Genomic DNA, 21,022 nt, shown 5'->3' on the forward strand with positions numbered 1-21,022 from the left:
ACAGATTGCGATTGTGGGGATGGCCTGCCGCTTTCCCGGCCATGTTGAGAACCCGGAAGATTTCTGGGCGTTGCTTCGCGATGAAAAAGACGCGGTCACGCAAGTGCCGGCCGACCGTTTCGGCACGGAGTTTTACCAGCATCCGTCGAAGCGCGAAGCGGGCAAGAGCTATACGTTCTCCGCGGGCGTGCTCGACGACGTCGCCGGTTTCGACGCGTCGTTCTTCGGCATCTCGCCGCGCGAAGCGCAGCAGATGGATCCGCAGCAGCGTCTGTTGCTCGAACTCGCGTGGGAAACCTTCGAGGACGCGGGCGTACGCCCGCGCGACATGGAAGGCAGCAACTGCGCGGTCTATGTCGGTGTCGCGAGCCCGGACTACGGCAATCGTTTCGTCGACGACCTGAACGCGGTCGACCCGTATTCGGCGACCGGCAACACGCTCAGCATCGCGTCGAACCGTCTGTCGTATCTGTTCGACCTGCGTGGGCCGAGCGTATCGGTCGATACCGCGTGCTCGTCGTCGCTGGTCGCGTTGCACCAGGCGTGTCAGGCGCTGCAGGCAGGCGACGCCGAAGTGGCGCTCGCGGGCGGCGTCAATCTGCTGCTGCATCCGTTCGGCTTCGTGACGTTCTCGAAGGCGTCGATGCTGTCGCCGCGCGGCCGCTGCCGTGCGTTCGACGCGACCGGCGACGGCTACGTCCGTTCGGAAGGCGGCGCGCTCGTGATGCTGAAAACGTTGGAGCGCGCGCTCGCCGACGGCGACACGATTCATGCCGTCATCGCGGGTACGGGCGTGAACTCGGACGGTTACTCGCAGGGCGGCATCAGCGTTCCGGGCGCGGCGACTCAGGCCGCGCTGCTGCGCACGGTCTATCAACGCGCGGGCGTCGATCCGCGCTCGCTCGCTTATGTCGAAGCACATGGGACCGGGACCGCCGTCGGCGATCCGATCGAGGCGCGCGCGTTGATGAGCGTCGCGTCGGCGGGGCGCCCCGTCGATCGGCCGCTGCTGATCGGTTCGGTGAAGACCAACGTCGGTCACCTCGAAACGGCGTCGGGCATGGCCGGACTGATCAAGGCGATCCTGTGCCTGAAGCACCGCGCGGTGCCGAAAACGCTGCATTTCGAAACGCCGAATCCGGCGATCGATTTCGTCGGCGGCCGGCTGCGTGTCGTCGATCGTCTGACGCCGCTCGAATCGCCCGATGGCGCCGACGCGCCGCTCGTGGTCGGCGTCAACTCGTTCGGTTTCGGCGGCACGAATGCGCACGTCGTGCTGCGCGAGGCGCAGGTTTCTAGCCTCGCCAAAACGCCGCGCCCCGAAAGCGGTGACGTAACCACGCCGCTCACGCCGCTCGTGCTATCGACGCGCGCCGCGGCCGCATTGCCGAACCTCGCGGCGCGCTATCTGGCATCGCTCGATCAAGGCGCGTCGTGGAATCTGTTGGCTGCGAATGCCGCGCATCGCCGGCAATGGCTCAAGCATCGCGCGATCGTCGCACCGTCGACGCTCGCCGAAGCGCGCGCGGCACTCGTCGAGCTGGCCACGTCGGTGCAAGAGCACGCGGGCATGGCGCTAGTGAAAGGCGAAGCACCGGCCGACGATGGCCGTCTCGCGCTGGTGTTCTCCGGCAACGGTTCGCAGTGGGCCGGCATGGGCAAGCAGTTGCTCCAACAGGAGCCGGTGTTCAGCGCCGCGCTCGAAGAGATCGACACATTGTGGCGCGCCGACGGCAGCGCCTCGCTGCTCGACATGTTGCGCGAAGGCGTGAGTGCCGAGACTCTCGCGGCCACCGAGCATTCGCAGCCGCTGCTGTTCGCGATCCAGGTCGGTGTGGTGCGCGTGCTCGAAGCGCGTGGGGTCACATATGACGTGTGCGTCGGCCACAGCGTCGGCGAAGTCGCGGCGGCGTGGGCGTCGGGCGCATTGACGCTCGCGCAGGCCGTGCGCGTCATCAAGACCCGCAGCCGCGCGCAGGCGAAAACGCGCGGCACCGGCCGCATGGCGGCCGCCGGTCTCGGCGAAGCGGCGATCCGCGCGTCGATCGCGCAACACGATCTCGACGCGACGGTGGAAGTTGCTGGCGTCAACAGTCCGCAGGCGGTCACGCTCGCCGGTCCGCTCGACGCGCTGCAAACGCTCGAAGCGGCCGTCAAGGCGAGCGGTCGTTTCTTCCAGATGCTCGACCTCGACTACGCATTCCACAGCTGTCAGATGGACCCGATCGAGCTGGACGTCCTCGTGGGTCTCGCAAACCTCGCGCCGGGTGAGACCACCCGCGGCTTCGTATCGACGGTGACGGGCGACGAACTGGCGGGCACCGAACTCGACGCGCGCTACTGGTGGCGCAATATCCGCGAGCCGGTGCGCTTTGGCGACGCGATCGCGCGCATCGCGCAGAACGGCGTGCGTCTGTTCCTCGAAATCGGCCCGCATTCGATTCTGCGCACCTACGTGACGCAAACGCTCGACGACGCGCGCATCGCGGGCCGCTCGCTGCCGACGCTCAAGCGCAATCACGACAACGCGGAGACGCTGCATCACGCGCTCCACGCGATGATCGCAAACGGCGCGAGCGTCGACGTCGATCGTTTCGCGCCGCGTGCGTTGTTGAGCCAGCGTGTCGCGCTGCCGTCGTATCCGTGGCAGCACGAACGCCATTGGCTCGGCCCGACCGCCGAGGCCTACAACCTCGTGTACCGCCGCCGCGAGCATCCGCTGCTCGGCTATCGTCTCCACGAGCATGCGCTCGCGTGGGAAAACCAGCTCGACCCGGCGGGGCTGCCGATGCTGGCCGACCACGTCGTCGATGGTGGCGCGGCGTTTCCGGGCGCCGGCTACGTCGAGATGGCACTGGCCGCCGCGCGCGTGCATTTCGGCACCGCGAGCTGCGCGGTCGAGAACGTCGAAATCCGTTTGCCTGTCGTATTCCAGCCGCAGCATTCGAAGCTGTTCCGCTTCACCGTCGACGTGCGGACCGCGAACTTCACGATCGAAACGCGCGATCGCATGTCGGACGAAGCGTGGTCGCTGAACGTGACCGGCCGTTTGCTCGCGAGCGGGTGCGCGCTCGGCGACGCGGCGGCCAACTTGCCGCTTCTCGATCTGACTAGCCTGCTCGCGCAGCCCGCGATGCCGGGCGACACGCTGTACGCGAACACCGCCGCGATCGGCCTGAACTACGGACCCGCGTTCCGTTGGGTGCGAGCGGTCCACGTCGACGCAAACGCCGGCATGGCGCTTGCCGAAGTGGACATGCCCGCGGCGCTCGCGCAGTCCGCCGACGCCGCGAACGCCTACGCATTGCATCCCGCGCTGATGGACAGCGGTTTTCATCCGCTGTTTGCGCTGCTCGCTTCGCCGCGGCATGGCGAGATCGAGCATGCGGCTTACGTGCCGGTGCAACTTGGCCGCATCGACTATCTGCGCGGCGACGCGATCCGCTATGTGCTCGCTCGCATCGAGCGGCGCAGCCCGCATTCGGTCGTCGCATCGTTCGAATTCGCCGACGCGCGGGGCGCGGTCGTCGCGCGTCTGAGCGCCTGCCGGTTCCGTCGCGTCGATCTGCTGAGCCGGCGCCAGCAGGCACCTGGACGCTATACGTATATCGTCGAAGCGAAGCCGCTCGCCGCCGATGTCAACGCGCACGCGTTGCCCACGGCCGCCGCGTTGCTGGCCGATGCGGCGAGCGCGCTCGCCGTGCAGGAAGACGAAGCGCGCCGGCACACGCATCTGACCGAGATGCTGCCGCTGCTCGATGTGCTTGCCGGCGCGTACGCGTTGCAGGCGCTCGATGCGCTCGACGTGTTCGCGCAGCCGGCGCTGCCCGATTGCGCGCATCCGGCGTTGCTTGCGCGGCTCGTGCAGATCGTCGTCGAAGATGGTCTCGCGCGTCGCGAGGGCACCCGCCTCGTGCGCGACGACAACGCCTGCGCGAACCTGCCCGCCATCGACGAGCTGTGGCGCGAACTGCTCGCGCAATCGCCTGCGCATGTGGCGGAACTGACGCTGCTCGCGCATTGCGGCGCGGCGTTGCCTGCCGTGCTGCGCGGCGAATTGAGTGGCGCGCAGATTCTGCCGCCGTCGCGCAGCAGCCTCGTCGAGCATTTCTTCGAAGCGTCGCCGACGTGGACGCACGCCAATGCGCTGAGCGGTGCGTGTCTGCATCGCGCGATCGAAAGCTGGAGTGAGCCGCGCCGTCTGCGCGTGCTCGAACTCGATTCGCCGCTCACCGACGTGCTGCAACCGCTCGCGATCCACGTGCCGGTCTCGCGTTGCGATTACACGATCGCTGGAACGCGCGAGCAGTTGAGCGGCTTCGACACGACTGAGCATCCGTCGCTCCATATCGCGACTGTCGAATTCGGCGATGCGCCGCGCCTCGCTGGCGTCGACGCGAGCGAACGCTACGACGTCGTAGTCGCGAGTCACGTGCTCGCTGCGCAAAGCGAGCCACGCGCATTGCTCGCCGCGTTACGCGGCTGGCTCGCGCCGGGCGCGCTGGTCGTGATCGCGGAACCGCGCAACAGCCGTTTCGCGGATCTGGTGTTCGATCTCGACGCGGACGCCGCGCATGCCAACGCGCGCCGCGCGGCGTGGCTGTCGCCGCAGGCGCTGACGCAACTGCTCGAACAGGCTTGCTTTGAACAGGTCGCGCGCCATACGGAGCAGGGGCTCGATCTCGAAGGCGCGCCGACGCTGCTGGTAGCGCGGGCGCCGCTTGAAGTGGCTGGGAACGATGCGGCGGGCGCGACTCAGGCGAACACGTCGCCTGCGCATTGGTCGTTGCTGTACGCGACGTCCGACGCGATCGACGACACGCTGAGCACAGCGCTGCGAGCCGCCGGCCACACGACGTCGAGCACGACGCTTCAGGCATTGCGTCACGATATGAGCAAGCTGGCCGCGCCGGCCGGGGGTGGGCAGCACATTGCGCATCACGTGGTATTCGTTGCGCCCGATCAGCCGTTGTCCGCCGACGCGGACGGCGCCGAAGTGATGCACGCGCAGCGGCAGACCACGCTCGCGCTCGCACAGCTCGTGCGCGACCTCGCGGTGGCGTCGAACGAAATGCGCCCGCAACTGTGGATCGTCACGCGTGGCGGCGCGCCGGTCGCGACGCCGTTCGTGGATGCCGCGTCTCTGCGTCCCGAGCAGGGCGCGCTGTGGGGGCTCGTGCGCGTGCTGGCCAACGAGCATCCCGAACTATCGTGCCGTCTGATCGATGTGTGCGCGACGCAAGCGGACGCGGGCGCGCTGCTCGCGCGCGAACTGCTTGCGTCCGACGGCGAGGAAGAAGTGCTGCTGACGCCGCGAGGCCGCTACGTGACGCGTATGCTGCCCACCCCGAACGCGGCGCTGCGCGACACATCGTGGCCGAGCCGCTGCGTGCGCGCAATGAAGCGGCAGTGCTCGGTTTCGCGTCGCCGGGTTCGTTGCGCAACCTCGAATGGTTCCCGCTGCCGCAGAGCGAGCTCGCTGCGGATGAGGTCGAGATCGAACCGGCCGCGACGGGCCTCAATTTCCGCGACGTGATGTACGCGATGGGCCTGCTGTCCGACGAGGCCGTCGAAAACGGCTTCGCGGGCGCGACGGTCGGCATGGAGCTGTCCGGGCGCGTCGTACGCGTCGGCCGCGACGTGCAGCGTTTCGCGGCGGGCGATGCGGTGCTTGGCTTCGCGCCGGCGTCGTTCGCGAGCCGAGTGCGCACGAAAGCGGAAGCGATTGCGCACAAGCCCGCGCGTCTGACGTTCGAGGAAGCGGCGACCGTGCCGACGACGTTCTTCACCGCGTACTACGCGCTGTGCGAGCTCGCGCGTCTGCGCCGTGGCGAACGGGTGCTCGTGCACGGCGCGGCGGGCGGCGTCGGGATCGCGGCGATCCAGCTCGCGCGGCATCTCGGCGCGGAAGTGTTCGCGACCGCGGGCAGCCGCGAGAAGCGCGAGTTCGTGCGTCTGCTCGGCGCCGATCATGTGTTCGATTCGCGCAGCCTCGCATTCGCCGATCAAATCCGCGAGCGCACGCAAGGCGCCGGCATCGACATCGTGCTCAATTCGCTGGCCGGCGAAGCGATGGTGCGCAGCATCGACACGCTGCGTCCGTTCGGTCGTTTCCTCGAACTCGGCAAGCGCGATTTCTATGAAAACAGCCGCATCGGTTTGCGGCCGTTCCGTAACAACATCAGCTATTTCGGCATCGATGCGGACCAGTTGATGAGCGCGTTGCCGGGGCTGACCGCGCGTCTGTTCGAAGACGTGATGCGGCTTTTCGCGGACGGCGTGCTGCATCCGCTGCCGTATCGCGCGTTCCCGGCCGAGCGCGTCGAGGAAGCGTTCCGCCATATGCAGCAGGCGCGGCAGATCGGCAAGATTCTCGTCACGTATCCGGCGGGCACGCCGAGCCCGGCGAGATCGGCGCAGGTTGATGCCACGCTGCAACTCGACCCCGCGGCCGCGTATCTGGTCGTCGGCGGCACCGGCGGGCTCGGCTTTGCGACCGCTCGCTGGATGATGTCGCGCGGCGCGCGTCATCTCGTGCTCGCGAGCCGCTCGGGCACGCTCGCGCCCGAACTGGCCGAAGAAATCGCGCGCTGGCGCGCAAGCAGCGGCGCGCAAGTACGCACGGTCGCCTGCGACGTGACCGACGCGGCCGCGCTCGATGCGTTGCTTGCCGACCTCGCACAACGCGGCACACCGTTGAAGGGCGTGCTGCATTCGGCGATGGTGATCGACGACGGTCTCGTGCGCAATCTCGACGACGAGCGCTTTGCCGCCGTGCTCGCGCCGAAGGTGGCGGGCGCGTGGAACCTGCATCGCGCGACGCGTGAGCTGCCGCTCGATTTCTTCGTGGTCTATTCGTCGGCGACGACCTTCCTCGGCAATCCGGGGCAGTCGAGCTACGTCGCGGCGAACAGCTTCCTCGAAGCGCTGATCGCGCAGCGGCGCGCGGCCGGTTTGCCGGGCACCTGCATGGCATGGGGCCCGCTCGACGACGTCGGCTTCCTCGCGCGCAACGCGGAAACACGTGAAGCGCTGCAGGCGCGGATCGGCGGCGTGTCGATCAACTCGGCCGAAGCGATGGCCGCGCTCGAACGCGCACTCGTCGCGATGCATGCGGGCGAGGCGGTGGTGCGGCTCGATTGGCACGCCCTTGCGCTCGGCATGCCGGCGGCGCGCGCGCATCGCTATACCGAGCTGCAGACGCGTGGCAGTCACGAACCGGCGCCTCAGGGCAGCGTGCAGATGCGCGAGCAGATCGCGGCGATGGCGTTCGACGATGCGCGGCGATTGGTCGAGGAGACGCTGCAGGCGCAGATCGCGCGCATTCTGCACATGTCGCCGGAGAAGATCGAAACCGGCCGCTCGATTCTCGACATGGGCATGGATTCGCTGATGGGCATGGAACTCGGCATGGCCGTCGAAGAGCGCTTCGAGGTCAAGCTGTCGATCATGACGATGGCCGAGGGCGCGACCGTGCATTCGCTCGCGCAACGGATCGTCGAGTCGATCCAGACGCAGGATGAGGCTGCCGAGCCGAACGGCGCCGCCGCGCAGATGGCGGCGCAGGTCGCGGCAGTTGCCGCGCAACATGCGCTCGATGTGGGTGCCAGCGCGCTGGCCGATGTGGCGGATGCGCTGTCCGCTCAGTCGTGCGCGACGGAGCCCGTCTAATGCGCGCGCCCGCGGGCTGGAGTCATCGAGAGGGGACGCTCGCACGCGTGCTGACGGTGAGCGGTCACGGCTTGCACACGGGCCGGCGCGTGAACGTGCGGATCCTGCCGGGCACGGCGAACAGTTCGCGCGGCATCGTGTTCAGGCGCATGCAGCAGGGTCGCGCGCTGGCCGAATTCGCGGTGAACCCCGCGTTGCGGCGCGGGCAACCGCTGTGCACGATGCTCGAATCGGCCGATGGTGTGCGCGTGCGCACGGTCGAGCATCTGCTGGCTTCGCTGCTAACGTGCGAAATCGATCGCGCGACGATCGAGCTCGATGCCGAGGAGGTACCGATTCTCGACGGCAGCGCGCAACCTTGGCTCGACGAGATTCGCGCGTGCGGACGCCTCGCGCTACCGCATGCGAAGCGCTTCATTCGCGTGCTGCGGCCCGTGAAGATTGCCGACGGCGCCGGCACGCGCGACGAGCGCAGCATGTCGATCGAACCGGCAGCCGCCTATGAATTGAGTGTGCGCAACGATCTGAAGGGCTTCGGCGAATTGCGCTGGGACGGCGCGCTGACGCCGGAGAGCTTTGCCAGCGAGATCGCGCCGTCGCGCTCGTATGGACGCGTCAAGTGGGCGATCCCGGCGATCGCGGCGGGCTACGTGCGCGGCACGCCTATTCTGCGCGGCGCGCGCCTGTCGTGCACGGCGGCGATCGTCGGCAATCGGGTGCTCGGCGGCATGCGCGTGCCCGACGAGTTCGTGCGGCACCGCGTGCTCGATCTGGTCGGCGACATGGCGATGGCCGGCGCGCCATTGCTGGGCCGCGTGAGCGCGTTGCGGCCGAGTCACGAAATGAACTACCGGCTCGTCGCCGCGCTGCTCGCGGATCGCGACGCGTGGGAATGGGCGGAATTCGCGAGCTGAACGTACAGGATTAGCCAAACACTATGGGACTGGGTGATCACCTTCGCCAGCAACTCGCCGCGAAGGCGTTGATGAGGCAGCTGGAGCGCGTGTCCGACGAGGCGCGCGAGCCAGGCGCGCCGCTCGCGTCGAACGGCACTCGCGCGGCGCAGGACGCCGCGCGCGCAGAGCTGTGCAGCTTCGAAAGCATGCCGGGTTATCAGCAGGTCGAGATCTTGCGACAGATGGGTGACAAGCTGCAGGTGCAGTCACCGTTTTTTCGCGTGCATGAAGGCGTAGCCGGCGCGACGACGCGCATCGGCGGCGCCGAGTATCTGAACTACGCGAACTACAACTATCTTGGTCTGGCCGGCGATCCGTACGTATGTGCGCGGTCGAAAGAGGCGATCGACCGCTATGGCACGTCGGCGTCCGCGAGCCGCATGGTGGCGGGCGAGCGACCCGTGCAGCGCGAACTCGAAACGGCGCTCGCGTCGTTCTACGAGGTCGACGATTGTGTCGTGTTCGTCAGCGGCCACGCGACCAATGTGACCGTGATCGGCTCGCTGTTCGGTCCTGGCGACCTGATCGTGCACGACTCGCTCGCCCATAACAGCATCGTGCAGGGCGCGCAATTGAGCGGCGCCAAACGGCTGAGCTTTGCGCACAACGACTGGCAGGCGCTCAACGCACTGCTCGCGCGCGTGCGGCACGACTACCGGCGCGTACTGATTGCGATCGAAGGCCTGTACAGCATGGACGGCGACATTCCCGATCTCGCGCAATTCGTCGACATCAAGCGCCGTCATGCGGCGTTCCTGATGGTCGACGAGGCACATTCGCTCGGGGTGCTCGGTGAGCGCGGCGAGGGCGTGCGCGAGCATTGCGGCGTCGCGAGCGGCGACGTCGATATCTGGATGGGCACGCTCAGCAAAACGCTGGCCGGTTGCGGCGGGTTTATCGCCGGCACCCAGGCGTTGATCGATATCCTGCGGCATCTCGCGCCGGGCTTCCTGTACAGCGTGGGGCTCGCGCCTGCGCTGGCGGCGGCGTCGCTCGCGGCGCTCGAGCGTCTGATCGCCGAACCCGAGCGGGTCGCGCGCTTGCGCGCACGCGGGCGGCAGTTCATCGACGAGGCGCGTGCCGCCGGTCTCGATACCGGCAAGAGCGCGGGGTATGCAGTCGTGCCGATCATTTCCGGCAGCACGCTGAAGGCCGCGCAATGGGCGAACGCGATGTTCGCCGAAGGCATCAACGTGCAGCCGATCTTCTACCCGGCCGTCGAGGAAAAGGCGGCGCGCCTGCGCTTTTTCATCTGCTCGACGCATGAACCCGAACAGATCAGCCGCACGATCGTCGCGCTCAGGCGCATCGCTCGCTAACCACACCGCAAACACGGGGCAGCCTGTCATGTATGCCGTAGATCCCGCGCGCGCGGACTCGCCAGATCGCGAATACGAACCGCCCGCGCTGCGCTGTCGCGCCGCGCGCGCCGGCGATGCCGAAGCGTGCGCGCCGCTGATCTTCGCATCGGGCGTGCGCGAATTCGGTTTCTTTCTCGGCGAGCCAGCCGATGCGTGCACCGAGTTTCTCGCGTTTGCGTTTGCATCGAAGCTCGGGCGCTTTTCGTATCGACGCCACCGTGTGGCCGTGACTGAAGGCGACCAGCCGGTCGCAGTGCTAGCGCTCCATGACGGACGCAGCACATGGTTCGACGATCCGCATGTCGCGCTGATGCTGCTGCTGTTCTTCGGCGTGCGCCGCACGGTTCGCATGCTGTTGCGCGGCCTCGTGCTCGAAAGCGAATTGCCTGCGCCGAAATCGTCGCAGACGCTGATTGCTCACTGCGCGACGCATGAGCGCCTGCGCGGCACGGGTGTTTTCAGCACGCTCTTTGCGGATGCGATGCGCTCGGCGGAGCTGATGAGTGTGCGGGCTCGCGCGGCGCGCGGCGAACACGATCGGCGGCAACTCGTACTCGACGTGCTGGTCAGCAACAAGCGCGCATACGCGCTGTACCGGCGTCTTGGGTTCGTCGAATTGCCTCGCCGGGCGCTGGTTTCCGCGCGCCTGCCGCGCGAGCTCGAATCGGTGCGGATGGAGTGGGTTGGGAAGGCATAAACGGGGGCGGACGCAAAAAGACGGCCGAAACATACGACGCACGCGCGGCAAACGCGCGATACAGTCGATTGATAAAACACAAACGAGGACCTGAAGAAATGCACATTCATCCCGTAGTTCTTTGCGGCGGCAGCGGCACGAGACTGTGGCCGATGTCGCGCGGCGGCTACCCGAAGCAGTACCTGGCACTGACCGGCGAACACACGCTCGTCCAGCAAACCGCGTTGCGGCTGCGTGGCATCGATAGTGTGACCGCGCCGATCGTCGTCACGAACAACGAGCAGCGTTTTCTCGTCGCCGAGCAACTGCGCCAGGTCGACGTCGGGTCGGCAAGCATCGTGCTGGAACCGGCAAGCCGCAACACGGCGCCGGCCATCGCCGTGGCCGCGCTGCTCGCATTGCGCGACACCCCCGACGCGTTGCTGCTCGTGCTGCCGTCCGATCATGTGATCGCGGGCGAGGCCGCCTTCGTCAGGGCAGTCGAAGCGGCGGCGCAGATCGCGAAGGACGAGCGTCTGGTCACGTTCGGCATCGCGCCGACCGAGCCGCATACCGGCTATGGTTACATCCACGCGGGCGCGGCGCTGATCGACGGCACGCAGACGTTCGCGGTCGACTCGTTCGTCGAGAAGCCCGATGCCGCGACCGCTCGGCGCTTCATCGACGAGGGCCGCTACTACTGGAATAGCGGCATGTTCATGCTGAAGGCGTCGACCTATATGGACGAACTGCGCCGCTACGAGCCGGAGATCGCGCGTCAGGCCGAGCTGTCGCTGCAGAACGCGCAGCAGGACTACGATTTCGTGCGTCTCGATGCCAAGGCGTTCGCGGCCAGCCCGAACATTTCCGTCGACCACGCGGTGATGGAGAAGACCCAGCGCGCGGCCGTCGTCGCGGTCGCCGATCTTGGCTGGAACGACATCGGTTCGTGGACCGCGCTCGCCGACATCGCCGAGCGAGATGCGCAGAACAACGCGCTGATCGGCGACGTGCTGACCGAGGCGGTGAGCAACTCGTACATTCGCGCGGAGCATCGGCTCGTGGCGGCGATCGGGCTCGAGAGCGTCGTGATCGTCGAGACCGCGGACGCGGTGCTGGTCGCGCATCGCGATCAGGCGCAGGACGTGAAGAAGATCGTCGCGCAGCTCAATGCGATGGGGCGTCACGAGTCGGTCACGCATCGTCGCGTGGTGCGGCCGTGGGGGTCGTATGAAGGCATCGATAGCGGCGAGCGCTTCCAGGTCAAACGCATCGTCGTCAATCCGGGCGCGCAGCTGAGTCTGCAGATGCATCATCATCGCGCGGAGCACTGGATCGTCGTGAAGGGCACCGCGCTCGTGACGAACGGCGACAAGGAAATCATGCTGACCGAAAATCAGTCGACCTACATCCCGCTCGGTGTCACGCACCGGCTGCTGAACCCCGGCAAGATTCCGCTCGAGTTGATCGAGGTGCAGTCGGGCGCGTATCTCGGCGAGGATGACATCGTACGGTTCGAGGATACGTACGGGCGTGTGGCGAAGGTTTAACGCCGTCGACGTTTAGCCTCGGCGACGTGTTTCAAAGGCCACCGGTCGAAGAACCGGTGGCTTTTTTCATTTGCGTGAGCGCATCCGGAATCCGACTGACCGCACGCGAAGGGGCATTCGAATAAGAGCATGAAGCGCGCGATGCGGCCCGATCGCGCCAACCCGGGCCGCAACACATGCGTGATTGCGCCGTCGTACGCAACGGCGCTGGGCCTCGTGCTTACAGCGGCACGATTTTGCCCGGCTCCGGATGGCAGACCGGGGTGTAGACCGGCCCGCAGCCGTAATGCACGGGCGGGCAGGGATTGTAGGAGGGCGGGTTGTAGTACGACGGGCCGCGAACCGGCGGTTTTTCGCCGTAACACGAAGGCGGGTATTCGTGCGGGAAACACGAGTGGCCGCCGCGCACGGACTGTGCAACTGCGTGGTCGAGGTCGTCGCAGCGCGACAGGTCGGCAAGGGTCAAGTTCGACATGATGAATCTCCGGCAACGTTGGATGGGCATAGAGCGCGCAAATGCTTTACGCTCGGGCGTTCCAGCTGCACGCACCATGCCATGCGGCGGGATTCAACGTCTGTGCTGGCTCGAGCGCTGATCGACCGTATCTGCGCAGTCGAAAACTGATCGGCGTTGGCCAACTTGCGGCAAGCCGGTGTCGTTCAACCGCCAACACGTCGGTCGATCAGCGCGTGCCCCATCCCGCGAGCAACGCCGGTAGCGCAGCCATCTCCCTGAACACGTGCACCGCGCCCACGCCATGCAACGCGGTCGCGCTGCTATGGCCGAGGTGCGTCGGGCAATAGCCGAATACCGTCGCGCCGGCCGCGACGCCCGCGGTCGCGCCCGTCACCGTATCCTCGATGACCGCACAGCGTGTCGGCTCGACGCCGAGTGCCGCGGCCGCGGCGAGGTAGACGTCGGGAAACGGCTTGCTGCGCGGCGTTTCGTGGCCGCTGAAGATGCGTCCATCGAAGCAGTCGAGGAGGCCGGCCTTCACGAGCTGCAATTCGATCTTGATGCGATCCGCGCCCGACGCCACCGCGATGCGTCCATTCAACCTCTGCTGCAGCGCGCGGACCGCGAAAGGCGCGCCGTCGATCGCGCGCAACTCATTGTCGAGCGCCACGTTGCGACGCGCACGGAACTGCGCCAGCCACTCGGCCGTGATCGCGAAGCCGGTGCGCGCCTCGATCAACGCGGCTTCGTCCCTGACCATCTTGCCGACGAAAATGCGCATCGTCTCTTCGACGCTCAAATGCCAGCCGAGCTCGCCGAGCATCTCGGTGAGCACGCGGTTCGTGATGGGTTCGGAATCGACGAGCACGCCGTCGCAGTCGAAGAGCACGGCGTCGAAAGGAAAATCGGCCATCGGGGATGGGTAGGGATAAGGTCGCGGACCGGCAAGGATACCGCACCGGGCCGCGTGCCGCGGCCTGGAAGCTGCAGCGGCGGCGTCCAGCGCGGCTGCTCAGTCCTTGTACCCGTCGCTCAGCGTCTTCATGAACGCGATGATGTCCTGGATGTCTTGATCGGTCATCGCGGGCTGGTCGCCGAACTTGCGGTCGAACGGCGCATCGGCGACATCCACGTTCGCATGGTATTGCGGCGGCAGATCGTCGTACTTCTGCACCTTGCCCGACGCATCGCGCGGATAGATTCTGTCCGGCGACGTATTGCGCAGGTTGTAAAAGTCCAACACCTGCTTGAGGTCGTGATAAACGCCATTGTGAAAGAACGTCTTGCGTTCGGCGGCATTGCGCAGTGTCGGCGTCAGGAACATGCCGCAATACTGCGTCTCCCTGGCCATGTCGGTCCGGAATGGCCCACAAATGCCCATGTCGTAGAACTTCGGATTCCTGTTCTGCGCAAGTTCGCGATTGCGCGGCACGCCGAGCGCTTCATACTGCGTGTCGGTAAAAAGAGGTGGAAGGCCGTCCGACGTCGGCTGGCTCAGGTGGCAACCCGCGCAATTGGCCTTGTCCTTGTCGTTGAACAGACGCAAGCCACGTAGTTCGGCTTGCGTGAGGCGTGCACGTCCTTCGAGCCAGGCGTCGTATTTGCTCGAGAATGGATGGAACGCCGGGTCTTCGAATTCATACCGACCGATCGCGAACATGGCTTCCGACACGAGCAGATCGGGATCGTTGACGACGTGTGGACCGAAAAGTTGTCTGAGCGTATCGATGTGCTTCGAGTGGCTTAGCTTGTCGGCAACCGAAGCCAGATCGGGGTTCGCCATCTCTACCGGGTTGGTCAGCGGCCCAAGCGCCTGGTCCTGCAGCGTGCTTGCCCGGCCGTCCCAGAAGAGTCCCCCTTGCGGCACCATAGCCGGCGCGGCAGGCGCAACGCCCGCGGTTTTCTGGGCGCGCTGCACGCCTAGCGCGGCCGATGCCTGCGTATCGAGGCTGACCGGTGCGGCGTCGGTATCGCCCTGATCGGGACCGATGCTGAACGGCGCCTGGCGATACAGGTACGCGAGCGATGGCACCGGCCGATAGCCCGCTTCCGTCATGTGAAGGCCGCCTGGTTGTACCGTCAGGTCGTTGGGAGGCGAGAAAGCGTGCGCGGCGCTGTGGCACGACGCGCACGACTGTTTGCCCGACGCCGAAAGCGACGGATCATTGAACAAGTCCCTGCCGAGTACCGCGACCGCGCTAAGGGGCGCGACGGGGGGACGCAGGAGCTTGACCGGATGGGCGTTGAGGCCCGTCAGATTCTCGACCGTATCGCCGATCGCCGCGGGCATACGCTCGGGATAGATCAGCGCGTAGCCAACCAGAGCGGCGCCCAGCAGCACGATGCCCAGCACTATCCGGAGGATCAGGCGACGCCGCGTGCTGCTCGCAGCGCGAGGGGACGGGCCGCTTCCGGTGGGTAGTTGCGAAGACAAGGTGGCGTTCGAACGACGATTCATGGCGATAGCGGTAGTCAAGCTGAACTGCAAACAAGCACGTCGAGCCACCGTACCGGCTGGCTCGACGTCATCACTGATTGACGGGCATCAACAGCTCCGTTCCCTGAACGTCACACCGCGTACTTCTCTGTGCGGCGGAACGGACGGATAAACGGGTGGCTCCCTAGTTCGTTGCAGGAGGAGCCGACAGCTTGGTGCCAAGGTTCGTGTCGAGGTACAACGCCGGCGTTTTGCCACCGTTGGTGAAGTCGAACAGCGACGCGATGCTCCCCGTCGTCGCATCGTGCGATCCGTTGCCGATGCGGCTGCCGCCGAGCCAGTTGTCTTCGATGAACCTGACAACCGAAGCCTGAGTGATCGCCGTGTGGTCAACGTAGTTGCTACGTGCGTACGGCGAGATCACCAGAAGCGGAACACGCGTTCCCGGGCCGCAACGGCCGTTGACAGCCGCGCCTGTCACGCCGACGCCTTGCTTCGCGCCCGTTGCGTTGCAGGTGCCCGCGCCGTTCAGCTGGTCGGCGGTGGCGTCAAACGACGAAGTCGTCGGCGTCGCATAAGCGTGGTCGTACCAGCCATCCGAATCGTCGTACGTGATGATGACGGCGGTGTTCTTCCAGTCCGGCTGTTGTTGCAGGAAGTTGACGACCTTCGTGACGAACGCCTGCTCGTCGATCGGATCCGAGTTGCCCGGGTGCGCATCGCCGACGGCCGGTGCCTTCAGGTAGCTGACCGACGGGAAGTTGCCCGCCGAGACGGCCGTGAAGAAGTCGTTGACGTCGTATTGATGGTGCACTGGCGTAGCCGTCGAATCGAGCGGGTCGGTCTGTCCAATCAGCGCGGTCGACGTCGGGCGCGTGTGCGCCAGGTTGGCCGTCGTAGAGTAGTACTGGAACCAGTTGTGGTGAGGTATGTAGTCCGTCTTCGTTGCGCCGAGGACCGACGAGTAGCTACTGCGCTTGCACGCCGTGGTGCCGTTAGAGTTGGTGGCGCTCAGGTCGAAGCCGCCCATGAAGCCGCCCCACGTAATGCCTTTCGCGTTGAGGAGGTCACCGATGTTTTTGTTATTCGAGCTCAGCGTGGCCTGTCCACTCGACGTCGAGGTGTTGCACACGTCCCCGGTCGGGTCGGAATCGCCGTTCATCGTGAAGCTGCCCGCGCCGTCGGCAATCACGTTGTCGCCTTGAGCGGCACCGTTCGCAGGAATAGCGCCGTTGGTCTGGCCGGAAACCACCTCGAGCGCGCCCGGTGTCGACGGACCGTACGTGTCGGTGTACATGTTGTCGCTCATCGCGAAGTTCTGCGCGTAATTCCACATCGCGGTGACCGTGTTGCCGTCGAAATAGCCCATCACGAGACCCGGCGTGCCGAACGTCGAACCGCTGCCGGCGCTGTTGTTACCCGTGTACTTGGGGAACAGGTCCGCCGCGCCGTTGTCGTAGGCGAGCTGTTCCTTCATGTAGTCGTGCGACTGGCCGTTGGTGTTGGCCTGGCTGCGGTCGAGGCGGAACGGATTGATGCCGCTGCCTGCGGAGGCCGCGTTGTTCGCCGTGTTCAGGAAGTTCGGGTTGCTCGTCAGAAGCGAATTCCGATTCAGATTGTTGATCTGGGCCGGCGTGTTCGCCGCCGTGAACGCCGGTTCACCGACCGGGTTCTGCGCGTTCGGATAGGTGCCGAAGTAGTGATCGAAAGAACGATTCTCACCGAAGATCACGACGAGGTGTTTGATCGGCGTTGCCGTGGACAACGCGTCCTGGGCGGATACGGTAGCAGCCGGTGTGGAGGCCGGCGCGGATGCAGTCGAAGGAGAGCTGACGCTGCTGCTTCCGCATGCGCTCAGCACGAACAGTGCGGCGGCAAACGGAATGGGCAAAAGGGCTTTACGAAACATTCTTTGGTGGCTCCACATTCGCGGTCCAGCCCTTCCATCGATAGGTATGAACGGTGCTGGAAATTGTTGTTAGAAGCGTAACGGCCGACGCCATTGATTGCAGCCCGTGCATTGGACCATCAAAAAGTGAAAATTTTCGGGCAATACGCCGACTATTGCCTTTCGTGAGCCCGACTGTATTCGTGCTTTTTTGCCAATAGCGCGACGGATTTCTTCCGCTGCCGCGTTCAAGTAGAAACGGGGCCGTCCTGGGCGCCGACTTGTTCCAGCTTTGAAGGGAGAAATCGACATGAACACCAACCGCATCACTCGTCTGCTCGGTTCCGCGCTGATCGCCGCGCTGTGCTGCGCGGCCACGCTGACGGCCGCGCCCGCCTCCGCACAAGTGATGATCGCGCCGATGGCACCGCCGTCGCCGCGCGTCGAAGTCGTGCCCGCGCCACGGGACGGCTATGTGTGGGATCAGGGCCGCTGGCGCTGGGAGCACGGCCGCTATGTGTGGGTGCCGGGCCACTGGCAGCCGGTGCGCGTCGGCTATCACTGGGTGCCCGGGCATTGGGCGCAACGTGGGCCGCACTGGCGCTGGATCGAAGGACATTGGGCTTGAACGAGGCTTGCGATGAAAACACTCGTGATGATTCTGCTGGCGGCCTCGCTCGCCGGCTGTGTGGTCTATCCGGCACGCCCGGCCTATTACCGGCCGGCGCTCGTCGTATATTGACTGCGTACGTGATACCTGGCCGGATAGCGGCGTAGCGGCACGACAACATAACGACACGACAGCTGAAGGAGCGGCGGCAAGTGAACGACGTTGATCCCGTGATGCGGTCCTCACGCGAAAGCGCGCGCGTGATGTCGCGACCGAGCCGCACACCTTGAGCGACGCACCACCCGATCCGGACGCCGAGCTGATCGCGCGGGTGGGCCGCGCGGAGCCCGGCGCGGTCCGCTCGCTGGTCGCGCGCAAGCTGCCGCGGCTACTTGCGCTCGCCACGCGCATGCTCGGCGATCGCATGGAAGCGGAGGACATCGCGCAGGAGGTCTTCGTGCGAATCTGGAAACAGGCGGCCCGCTGGCGTGAAGGCGAAGCGAAGTTCGACACGTGGATGCATCGGGTCGCGCTCAATCTTTGCTATGACCGTCTGCGCGGCCAGCGCGAAGACCTGAGCGACGAACTGCCCGATTCGGCCGATCCCGCCGCGCCGCCCGACGCGCGGCTCGAAGCACGTGCCGACCACGCGCGCGTGCGCGCGGCGCTCGCCGCGCTGCCGGCGCGACAGCGCGAGGCACTCGTGCTGACCTACTACCAGGAGATGTCGAACCTCGACGCTGCCGCCTTGATGGGCGTCAGCGTCGATGCACTGGAGAGTCTGCTGAGCCGCGCGCGCCGCGGTTTGCGCGCTCAACTGGCCGGCAGCGGCCTTAGCAAGGACAAGTCATGACGCCCGAAAGATTCCATCAGATCGTTGCAGCGTACGGCGCCGACGCGCGCCGCTGGCCGGAGCGCGAACGCGAAGCCGCGCAGGCGTGGGCGCGCGCGCATCGCGACGAAGCCGATGCGGCGTTGAGCGAAGCGGCCAGCCTCGACGCGTGGCTCGCCGCCGACGAGCTCGAGCCGCCGAGCCTCGAACTGCAGCGTCGCATCATCGAGCGCGCGCCGTCGCGACGCCCAGCCGCGCGCTGGCGTTTGTGGTGGTCGGGCGCGGCGGTGGCAGGTGTCGGGCTGCTCGGCGGCGTGGCGGGGGCGTTCGCGGTGTCGTTCTTCGTGCTGACCGAGAACGCGCCGGTCGTGCATGAATCCTCGTATCTGACTTCGAGCTTCGGCGGCAGCTCCGCCGATTGGAGCGGCGAATGAACGGGCGCTCGTGGAAATTTGCGCTGCTGGGCTCGGCGGTGCTCAACGTGTTCCTGCTCGGCGCGATCGCCGGCGGCGCGTATCAATGGTTCGCCGCGCACGGTGCGAATCCGCCGGCGGCGGCGCAGGACCAGCGCGCGCTGCGGTTTGCCGCCGAGCCGCTGTCGGCGCAGCAGCGGCAGGCGTTTATCGACGGCCTGAAGAGCGCGCGGCGCGACGGGCGCCAGTATGCGCGCGACGCTCGCGAAGGGCGTCGTGAGGTGCTGCGTCTGCTGGCCGCGCCGCAGTTCGATCGCGCCGCACTCGATGCCGCGCTCGCGCGCACGCGCGCGGCCGACGTCAGCCTGCGCGCGATGGTCGAAGCGAGCGTCGCCGATTTCGCGGCGACGCTGACGCCCGAGGAGCGCGTCGAATTCGCCGAGAGTTTGAAGTTGCGCGGGCAATGGCGCGAAGCGCAGCCGGCGCCGAACGCGAAAAAACCGGCGGCGAATGCCGCATCGAGCGAATAAAAAATGCGCGCGATGGCGACGGATTTCAGCGTGTCGGCCGTTTAACGGACATGCAGGTGCCCTACCTGCCGACGAGGATCGTATGGCCAACTCACCGAACCTGAATGCCGCGGCGATCGCACTGAACCGCTTCGGCCTCGGCGCGCGCACCGACGACACGCCGCCCGCCGATCCGAAGGGCTGGCTGCTCGCGCAGTTCGAGCAATATCAGCCGCGGCCCGACGCGTGGGCGAGCCAGCCCGATTCGATCGCATTGTCGACGCAGCTCGTGCAGCAGCGCATGCAGATGGAGCAGCAGTCGAAACAGAAGGCGGGCGAGGAGACCAACCCGAGCCAGAATGCGAACCACGGCGCAAACAACAGCGCAAACAACAGCGCAAACATCAGCGCCAGCAACACCGCAGCACCCAGCCAGACCGACGCGCAAGCCGCCAGGCAAGCCGAAAGAAAAGCACTGCGCGTCGAGATACTCGACATGTACCGCTCGTCGGTCAATGCGCGCGTCGCAAGCGCGCTGACCACGCAGACGCCGTTCATCGAACGCCTCGTGCATTTCTGGGCGAATCACTTCGCGGTGTCGACCGAAAAGCCCGGCGTTGCGGCGCTCGCCGGGTCGTTCGAAGCGGAGGCGATTCGCCCGCACGTGCTCGGCCGTTTCGAGGACATGCTGGTGGCCGTCGAGCGTCATCCGGCCATGCAGCTGTTCCTCGACCAGACCCGCTCGGTCGGTCCCGACAGCATGGCCGCGCTGCGCGCCGCGCAGCGCAATCCGGACAACAAACGCGGACTCAACGAGAACCTCGCGCGCGAAATCATGGAGCTGCATACGCTCGGCGTGCGCAGCGGCTATAGCCAGGACGACGTGACCGAGTTCGCGCGTGCGCTGACTGGCTGGAGCCTCGTCGGTAATCGGGGCAACGGCGCGGGGAACGGCGGCGCCAATGCAAACCGGCGCGCGCTGGAACAGAACGGCGAACCCGGCAGCTTCGTGTTTCGTCCCGCGCTGCACGAGCCCGGCTCGCGCACGATCATGGGACGCCGCTACGACGAAGCCGGCGAACAGCAGGCGCTCGCGATCCTCCACGACCTCGCGCACGCACCGGCCACCGCGCGGCATATCGGCACGAAGCTCGCGCGCCATTTCGTCGCCGACAATCCGCCACCTGGCGTCAGCGAACGTCTGGCCGATGCGTTCACGCGCAGCGACGGCGATCTGCCGACCGTCTATCGCGCGTTGATCGATACGCCGCAAGCGTGGTCGCCGGCCGCGGTGAAGTTCAAGACGCCGTGGGAGTGGACCATCTCGTCGATGCGCGGACTCGGCTGGCACGAGCCCGGCAATCTGCAGAGCGCGCCGATCCTCACGCAGCTTGGCCAGCCGGTGTGGCGGCCCGGTTCACCCGCCGGCTACGACGATATCGCCGCGAGCTGGGCCGCGCCCGATGCGCTCGTGCGCCGCGTCGAAGTCGCGCAACGTTTCGCCGCGCGCGTGGGTGACCGGCTCGATGCGCGCTCGCTCGGCCAGACCTTGCTGGCTGGCTCGCTCAGCGAGCCGACGGCCACGGCGGTGTCGCGCGCGGAAAGCGCATCGACGGCGATCGCGCTGTTGCTCGTATCGCCCGATTTTCAACGGAGATGAAC

Annotated in this window: 12 protein-coding genes and 2 pseudogenes; 10 read left to right on the plus strand and 4 right to left on the minus strand. The window is 66.4% G+C overall.

The features are described 5' to 3' along the window. Positions 1-19: 19 nt before the first annotated feature. The 5 genes and pseudogenes from OKW41_RS11020 (at position 20) to OKW41_RS11040 (ending at position 12,214) form a co-directional block, all read left to right on the plus strand. Positions 20-7,671: pseudogene (locus tag OKW41_RS11020) on the plus strand (SDR family NAD(P)-dependent oxidoreductase). Further along, the gene (locus OKW41_RS11025) at positions 7,671-8,585 is read left to right on the plus strand and encodes a UDP-3-O-acyl N-acetylglycosamine deacetylase (RefSeq protein ID WP_429572492.1); all 915 of its coding nucleotides are present in this window, start codon (positions 7,671-7,673) and stop codon (positions 8,583-8,585) included. Before OKW41_RS11020 ends, OKW41_RS11025 begins: the two are co-directional and overlap by 1 nt. A gap of 23 nt (positions 8,586-8,608) precedes the next feature. Continuing rightward, positions 8,609-9,946: an aminotransferase class I/II-fold pyridoxal phosphate-dependent enzyme gene (locus OKW41_RS11030; RefSeq protein ID WP_429572493.1), complete on the plus strand. Its 1,338-nt coding sequence runs from the start codon at positions 8,609-8,611 to the stop codon at positions 9,944-9,946. Positions 9,947-9,974: 28 nt separating this feature from the next. Then, entirely contained in the window at positions 9,975-10,685 is a 711-nt protein-coding gene (locus tag OKW41_RS11035) for a GNAT family N-acetyltransferase (protein WP_429572494.1), read from the plus strand. Between the two features lie 98 nt (positions 10,686-10,783). Continuing rightward, positions 10,784-12,214, plus strand: a complete 1,431-nt coding sequence (locus OKW41_RS11040; RefSeq protein ID WP_429572495.1) for a mannose-1-phosphate guanylyltransferase/mannose-6-phosphate isomerase — start codon at positions 10,784-10,786, stop codon at positions 12,212-12,214. A 220-nt stretch (positions 12,215-12,434) separates the two neighbouring features. On the opposite strand, the gene OKW41_RS11045 is transcribed toward OKW41_RS11040, so the two are convergent. The 4 genes from OKW41_RS11045 to OKW41_RS11060 all read right to left on the minus strand — a co-directional run bounded on the left by OKW41_RS11045 (position 12,435) and on the right by OKW41_RS11060 (position 17,017). Then, complete coding sequence (locus OKW41_RS11045) at positions 12,435-12,689, minus strand: hypothetical protein (protein ID WP_429572496.1); 255 nt, start codon at positions 12,687-12,689, stop codon at positions 12,435-12,437. A gap of 208 nt (positions 12,690-12,897) precedes the next feature. Beyond that, entirely contained in the window at positions 12,898-13,584 is a 687-nt protein-coding gene (locus tag OKW41_RS11050) for an HAD family hydrolase (RefSeq protein ID WP_429572497.1), read from the minus strand. Between the two features lie 99 nt (positions 13,585-13,683). Next, complete coding sequence (locus OKW41_RS11055; protein ID WP_429572498.1) at positions 13,684-15,129, minus strand: cytochrome-c peroxidase; 1,446 nt, start codon at positions 15,127-15,129, stop codon at positions 13,684-13,686. Positions 15,130-15,292: 163 nt separating this feature from the next. Beyond that, positions 15,293-17,017, minus strand: a complete 1,725-nt coding sequence (locus OKW41_RS11060) for a phospholipase C (protein ID WP_429572499.1) — start codon at positions 17,015-17,017, stop codon at positions 15,293-15,295. Between the two features lie 289 nt (positions 17,018-17,306). Between OKW41_RS11060 and OKW41_RS11065 the strand changes: the two genes are divergently transcribed. From OKW41_RS11065 to OKW41_RS11085, 5 genes and pseudogenes are all read left to right on the plus strand, one after another. Then, positions 17,307-17,624 (plus strand): YXWGXW repeat-containing protein, encoded by a 318-nt coding sequence (locus OKW41_RS11065; protein WP_429572500.1) that lies wholly within the window; start codon positions 17,307-17,309, stop codon positions 17,622-17,624. 244 nt (positions 17,625-17,868) lie between these two features. Continuing rightward, positions 17,869-18,459, plus strand: a pseudogene (locus OKW41_RS11070) (RNA polymerase sigma factor); the annotation flags it as partial. Next, on the plus strand, positions 18,456-18,872 hold the full coding sequence (locus OKW41_RS11075; protein WP_429572501.1) for a hypothetical protein: 417 nt from the start codon (positions 18,456-18,458) through the stop codon (positions 18,870-18,872). The pseudogene OKW41_RS11070 and the gene OKW41_RS11075, both read left to right, overlap by 4 nt. Next, positions 18,869-19,381: a periplasmic heavy metal sensor gene (locus tag OKW41_RS11080; protein ID WP_429572502.1), complete on the plus strand. Its 513-nt coding sequence runs from the start codon at positions 18,869-18,871 to the stop codon at positions 19,379-19,381. Before OKW41_RS11075 ends, OKW41_RS11080 begins: the two co-directional genes overlap by 4 nt. Before the next feature lie 82 nt (positions 19,382-19,463). Beyond that, entirely contained in the window at positions 19,464-21,020 is a 1,557-nt protein-coding gene (locus OKW41_RS11085) for a DUF1800 domain-containing protein (RefSeq protein WP_429572503.1), read from the plus strand. Positions 21,021-21,022 lie beyond the last annotated feature (2 nt).

The sequence above is a fragment of the Paraburkholderia sp. UCT70 genome, assembly GCF_050434085.1.
GTDB lineage: Bacteria > Pseudomonadota > Gammaproteobacteria > Burkholderiales > Burkholderiaceae > Paraburkholderia > Paraburkholderia tuberum.